This is a genomic window from Leptothrix toolikensis (SeqCode) (assembly GCF_057922285.1).
On sequence record NZ_JBYSVC010000112.1, the window covers coordinates 1 to 6,190 of the forward strand.

The 6,190-nt window shown below is 62.2% G+C and carries 7 protein-coding genes; 4 read left to right on the forward strand and 3 right to left on the reverse strand.

Annotation, left to right across the window (positions count from 1 at the left end):
- Positions 1 to 163: 163 nt before the first annotated feature.
- Complete coding sequence (locus AC3VI7_RS11870) at positions 164 to 868, reverse strand: class I SAM-dependent methyltransferase (protein ID WP_489671556.1); 705 nt, start codon at positions 866 to 868, stop codon at positions 164 to 166.
- 96 nt (positions 869 to 964) lie between these two features.
- Positions 965 to 1,615: a YiaD family glycine zipper/OmpA-like lipoprotein gene (locus AC3VI7_RS11875; protein WP_489671557.1), complete on the reverse strand. Its 651-nt coding sequence runs from the start codon at positions 1,613 to 1,615 to the stop codon at positions 965 to 967.
- Positions 1,616 to 1,783: 168 nt separating this feature from the next.
- Between AC3VI7_RS11875 and AC3VI7_RS11880 the strand changes: the two genes are divergently transcribed.
- From AC3VI7_RS11880 to AC3VI7_RS11895, 4 genes are all read left to right on the forward strand, one after another.
- On the forward strand, positions 1,784 to 3,043 hold the full coding sequence (locus AC3VI7_RS11880) for a THUMP domain-containing class I SAM-dependent RNA methyltransferase (protein WP_489671558.1): 1,260 nt from the start codon (positions 1,784 to 1,786) through the stop codon (positions 3,041 to 3,043).
- A gap of 23 nt (positions 3,044 to 3,066) precedes the next feature.
- Complete coding sequence (locus AC3VI7_RS11885) at positions 3,067 to 4,935, forward strand: diguanylate cyclase domain-containing protein (RefSeq protein WP_489671559.1); 1,869 nt, start codon at positions 3,067 to 3,069, stop codon at positions 4,933 to 4,935.
- A 74-nt stretch (positions 4,936 to 5,009) separates the two neighbouring features.
- Positions 5,010 to 5,564 (forward strand): hypothetical protein, encoded by a 555-nt coding sequence (locus AC3VI7_RS11890; protein ID WP_489671560.1) that lies wholly within the window; start codon positions 5,010 to 5,012, stop codon positions 5,562 to 5,564.
- A 4-nt stretch (positions 5,565 to 5,568) separates the two neighbouring features.
- Positions 5,569 to 5,994 carry a carboxymuconolactone decarboxylase family protein gene (locus tag AC3VI7_RS11895; protein WP_489671318.1) on the forward strand — a complete coding sequence of 142 codons (426 nt, stop codon included), beginning with the start codon at positions 5,569 to 5,571 and terminating at the stop codon, positions 5,992 to 5,994.
- Here AC3VI7_RS11895 and AC3VI7_RS11900 read toward each other — a convergent pair.
- On the reverse strand, positions 5,991 to 6,190 hold a 200-nt coding region (locus AC3VI7_RS11900), incomplete at its 5' end, for a YbhB/YbcL family Raf kinase inhibitor-like protein (RefSeq protein WP_489671539.1). The genes AC3VI7_RS11895 and AC3VI7_RS11900 overlap by 4 nt on opposite strands.

Below are 6,190 nucleotides of genomic sequence, written 5' to 3' on the forward strand. Positions count from 1 at the left end.
CCCCGGCACCGAGGATCAAGCCGGTAAAGAGCCGTCGGCTGCCCACCACAGCATGCCCCCCCCCGCCACCATGCAAGCCGCAGTCGCAGCCCAGCCGGTGCGGCACGGGGGAGGGGATGGATGCATCGGTGATGAAGTCGGAGGGATGATTCATGGCTCCATTTTAGGCAGGCTGCGGGGTGGCAGTGTGCTCGCGTCGATACACCAGCATCCGCCCCTTGTAAGCGACGCCGCCCTCGGCGGTGGCGGGGCTGTCGAGGCGCTCTTCGTGGCGATCAAAGCCTTGAGCGGCCATGTGGCGATTGAAGCTCGGGCGATTGCCTCGGTCGGGGTCCACGATCCAGACTTCGGCACGGTTTTGAGCGTGGTGCTCGATAAAACCGGCCAGATCGCCGTTGCTGTCGCGCTCGTAGAGCAAGTCGCTGCCCATGATCAAGTCGAAGCGGCCTTGCACGGCGTTGTCATCGTCCGCGTTTTCGGCCTTGCCCCACTGGCCTTGGCGGTACTTCATGGGGGCGAGGTCGTTGAGGCGCAAGTTTTCCAGCAAGAAGCTGCCGGCCATGGGGTGGCAATCGCTGGCTGTCACATCGGCCCCTCGCCGATGGCCCACCAAGCTGGCCAAGGCCAAGCCGCAGCCGATCTCTAGGATTTTTTCTGCCGTGACCGGGCGTAGGGCCATGCGGGCCGCGAGGTGTGCGCCCGAGGGCCAGAGCAGCCCGAACAGCGGCCACGTGGCCGAGGAAATACCCAAGCGTTCCGCCAAGCCCTCGGGGTCGGAGAACTGTTCTCGGTCGAGGAGCGAGCGGATGACGAGATCAGCCACGCCGTAGACGGCGATCTGCTCTTGCTTGGTTTGGTAGCCGGGCATGGTGTCCTAGAAAGAGATAGCGAAGTAGCGAAGTAGCAAAGGGCAAGGACGAAAAAAACGGCACCCGAAGGTGCCGTTTTTCCTCATGGAGCCAGCTTACTGACCCGCTTCGCGCAGGAAAATTTCAACGCGACGGTTCTTGGCACGGCCGTCAGACGTGGCGTTGTCAGCGATGGGTTCATCTTCGCCCTTGCCGCTCACTTGGATGCGGTTGGCGGTGATGCCTTGGCCGACCATGTAGTCACGCACCGATTCGGCACGGTTCAGCGACAGCTGGTTGTTAGCCGCAGTTGCGCCGGTGCTGTCGGTGTGGCCGACGATCACGACTTGGTGGGTTGCGTCCAAACCGCTGGCCAGCTTGCGCAGCACGGGCTGCATGACGGGCTTGACCTTGGCTTGGCCGACGTCAAAAGAGAAGTCGCCAGGGACGTTGACCTTGAGTTGGTTGTCCGCTGTGCGGGCGATGTCCACGCCAGTGCCTTGGGTGGCGGCTTCCATGGCGGCCTTCTTTTCTTCCATCTTCTTGGACCAGATGTTGCCGGCGACGGCACCCACCACGCCACCGATGGCGGCACCCTTGCCGGCGTTGCCGCTGGCCTTGCCGATCAGGGCACCCAGGCCGGCACCACCCATGGCACCGATGGCGGTGCCCTTTTGGGTTTCGCTCATGCTGCCGCAGCCGCTCAGTGCGATAGCGGCCACAGTGGCGGAAAGGATCAAAGGACGGATAGTGAAATGGATTTGCATGTTGAGAACTCCTTGAGTGCTGAGGGGTACCAATGAGCGGTACAAACCAGCCAAACCGTGTGCTTGGCGGCGTTGCGTGATTGTCTCTGCAAGTCCTGAAGATAAGCTCACCATTTGTAACAAACGACTGAAGCGCGACAATCGCCTTTTTGTTGCGGCGACTCCCACGTGAATCCGAATCCTCTTTTCTTGCCTTGCGCCGCCGGCGCAGAGCCTTTGCTTGCCGACGAAGTGCGCGCGATCTTGTCGGCCGCCGGTACGGCCCGTGCTGCGGAGTCGGTCAAGGCCGCGCGCGGCGGTGTGGCCTTGGTCGGCAGCACCCAGACCGCCATGCGTCTGCACCTTGAAAGCCGTCTGGCCCAGCGTGTGCTGTGGCAAGTTGCCGAAGGTCCGTACCAAGGCGAAGACGACCTCTACGAGATGGCCCGCACGGTGCGTTGGGCCGAGTGGATTCGTCCCAAGCAGACCCTGCGCGTGGACACCACCGCGCAGCGTTCCCCGCTCAAGAGCCTGCATTTCGCCAGCTTGCGCATCAAGGATGCGGTGTGCGACGGCATGCGCGAGGCCACCGGCGACCGCCCCGATGTCGATCCGCGCTTCCCCGATCTGTCGCTGGTGCTGCACTTGCAAGAAGCGCACGCGCTGCTCTATGTCGATCTGACTGGCGAGGCGTTGTTCAAGCGTGGTTGGCGCGAAGACAAGGGCGAAGCGCCGCTCAAGGAAACCTTGGCTGCGGCCATGCTGGCGGCGGCCGGTTGGCAGGGCCGTGAAGAAGACGGCATCTTGCTCGACCCCTGCTGCGGCGCGGGCACCATCGCCATTGAAGCGGCGCAGATCGCCTGCGGCATCGCCCCCGGCATGCAACGCAGCTTTGCCTTTGAAAAGCTGGGGCCCTTCCGCATGGAAACCGCTGCGGTGGCTTGGCGCGACATGAAAGCGGCGGCGCGTGCGCGCGTACACGCACCTCTGGTGATGGTGCAGGGCGGTGATGTGTCGTTTCGCATGACCGACTTCGCCACCCGCAACGCTGAGCGCGCCGGGGTGTTGCACGCCATCGAGTTCAAAACAGCCGACGCCTTGCAGCGCGTGGCCCCCGCCGATCACGGTGTGTTGATGCTCAACCCGCCTTACGGCGAGCGGATCGACGCCAAGGGCACGGGCTCAGGGCACGACCCGCACGCGGGGATGGCGCGCGAAGGCTTTGAAGGTGGCGGCACCTCGCAAGCCTTCTTCTCGGCCTTGGCCAGCCACTGGAAGAATCAATACGCCGGTTGGACCGCTTGGGTGCTGAGCCCGGACGCCAAGCTGCCCCAAGCCATGCGCTTGAAGGAAAGCCGGCGCGTGCCGATGTGGAACGGCCCGATTGAATGCCGCTTGTTCCGCTTTGATCTGGTCAAGGGTTCCAACCGGACCGAGCCTCGGCGCTGACCTAGACTGACCCGATGTTGCGCATGTGTCGATCCAAGTACGGGCTGATCCTGCTGGGTCTGCTCGTGCTTTTTGGGCTGATCATGGGCCATGAGCTGTACAGCTCCTTGCGCATGGCCAAGGTGGATGCCACGACGGATGCGCGCAACTTGTCCCAAGTCTTGGCCTCAAGGTTGAATTTCGAGTTCAACGAGGCGGAGCGGGTGGTGTCGATGTTGGCCAAGGACATCAACCCAGCGGCGATGCGCCGCGAGCAGGTACCGCGCTATCAAGCTGAGATCACCCACTGGTTGCAATCGCATCGCCATGCGATCACCAGCGCCGCTGCCTTGCGCATTTTTGATGCGCAGGGCAACCGGATCTACAGCAGCATGGGCGAGCAGGTGCCGATCAACATTGCGGACCGGGCGTTTTTCAAAGAGATCGTGCGCGACCCAAAGGCGGCGCTGGTGTCTTATTCGGATGTGCTGATCGGGCGCTACAGCCACCGCGCGTCGATGTACATCAGCCAGCCGATTTTGACCGCCGAGGGCACGTTTTTGGGTGCCGCCATCGCCATCATTGATGTCAGCACCCTTCAAGAGGAGCTGCAAAAAATTGATCTCGGCTCGGATGGTTTGATCGCTCTGCGGCGCATGGGCAACGGCGCGGTGGTGATTCGTTACCCCGGCATGGCTGAGATTCAAAACAAGCCTGAGCCGACCATCCCGGTTCGGCAAGCCATCCTCCACGGCGGTCCCAGCGGTGCCTTGGAGGTGGTTTCGCCCATCGATGGCATCCGGCGCATCTTGGGCTACCAAGTGCTGGATAACCAACAAATGTTTGTGATGGTGGGCTTGGCCGAGCACACCTATTTGGCCGGTTGGCGCGATCACGCCCTGGTGCTGGGCGGCGCGTCGCTGGCGTTTGTTTTGATCTTGGCGGCGGTGTTTTATCGGTTGGCCCGCATGGAGATCACTCGGGAGCAGAGTGAGCAGGCGCTGCGTGAAAGTGAAGAACGTTTTCGCACCATCGCCGACTACACCTACGACTGGGAGTACTGGCTCTCCCCCGAGGGCTGTGTGCTCTATGTCAGCCCGGCATGTGAACGGGTGAGCGGCTATACCCCGGATGAGTTCTATACCGATCCAGCCTTGTTAGAGCGCATCTTGCTGCCCGAGGATGCCGCCATCTACCGCACGCATCTTCAGAGCTTGGACGATCAGCCTGAATCGCATATTTCGTTTCGGATCGTGCGCAAGGACGGCGGCATCCGCTGGATCGCCCACGGTTGCCGTCAGGTGATGGCCAGCGATGGGCGGGATCTGGGGCGGCGTGTGAACAACCGGGACATCACTGAGCTGAAGCTGGCTGAGCAAAGAGCCCACGCGCTGGCCTTTTTTGATGTGCTGACCGGCTTGCCTAACCGCCGCATGTTGCTTGATCGCTTGGATCAAGCGCTGTTGCATGCCACGCGCTTTCAGCGTGCTTTGGCCGTCATGTTCATCGACGTGGACCACTTTAAAGAAATCAACGACCGCTTCGGCCATGACGCAGGCGACACCTTGCTGTGCCAAATCGCGACGCGGCTGGTGGCTTGTGTGCGGTCGGTCGATACGGTCTCACGCTCAGGCGGCGATGAGTTCATCGTCGTGCTGACCGAGTTGGCCGACCCGCAAGATGCGCGCTTGGTGGCGGAGAAGATGGGCCAAGCGTTCGAAGCGCCGATCCCGTTTGGTCAAGAGCAACTCAAGACAAGCCTGAGCATCGGCATCGCGATGCGGCCCGCCGAAGACAGCGAAGGCGCAGCCACATTGATGCGCCGGGCGGACATGGCGATGTATGCCATCAAGAGCGCGGGCCGCAACGGCTATCGCGTTTGGTCCGCCGAGGATACGGTAGCCCCTATGTGACTGGGGTTACAGACAGCTTCAGGTGGACGACCCACAATCGCGCCGTTCTGCCCTGATTCTCTGAAAGATGCCCCATGAAAAAACAAAACGTTCTGCTCGCTCTGAGCACCTTGACGGTCCTGATGGCCACGTTGTCGGCCCCGGCTCACGCGGGTGAATGGACCTTCCTGCCGATCTTGAAGCCCGGTTACAAAGCGGCTCCGTCGCTGGCGCTGACCCTCAACAGCAACGACTCTTCGTCGCAGCCCACGGCCGATGCACTTGGCTTGGACTTCAACTTCAATTGCGGCTTGATCCAGTCCCCGGATCAGCGCATCCGCACGCACTTCAACCTGAGTCAATCGGACAAGAGCGGCACCAAGGTGACGGGCTATGAGCTCTCACCGCGCTACACCATCCCCTTCGGCACAGGGATGTCGGCCGGTTTTGGCCCGAGCTTGGCCGCTTTCAGCGTTGATCAAGGTGCCACCAGCACCACGCTCTACGGCGCGGGTGTGGCCGCTGGCGTCAACTACCGTGCCGGCATGCTCTTCGCTGGCGCTGATTTGCGTATCCACAGCACAAGCAGCAAGAACGGCGTCGATTACAGCCCGACCACCTTGGGCCTGAAGATCGGTATCAACTTCTAAAGAGATGTCTTCGCCCGAAATGCATCCGGGTGAGGCCCGGCGTCGCCAAGTCATGGGCGATGTGTTTGTGGACCGCGCCTTGGCGCAGGCCGACGCTTTTTCAGCGCCGCTGCAAAGCTACGTCAACGAGCACGCTTGGGGCTCGACGTGGCTGCGCGAAGGCTTGGCGCTCAAGCAGCGCAGCCTGTGTACCGTGGCGATGCTGGCGGCGCTGGGTCGCAGCCAAGAGCTCAAGGGCCATCTGCGTGGTGCCATGAACAACGGGGCCACGCTGCTAGAAATCCGCGAGGTGCTGCTGCATGTGGCCCCTTATGCCGGCGCGCCAGCTGCGATTGAGGCTGTGCGCACCGCCCAAGCTTGGATGGCCGAGAACGGTCTGCGTTTCGACGAGGCCGAGCCCCTCGTCCCCTCGGCCCCACCCACGCCTTAACGGCCGTAGGTCGCTGTGAAGCTGGCTTGGCCGATCTTGTTGGCGTTGATCATGAAACCGATCAGTGCGGCGGTGGCTTCGGCCGGCACCTCAAGCGTGGCGGTCTTCAGCGCATAGATCGTGAAGATGTAATGGTGCGGCTTGTCGCCTTGGGGTGGGCAGGGGCCGCCATAGCCGGTCTTGCCGAAATCCGTCC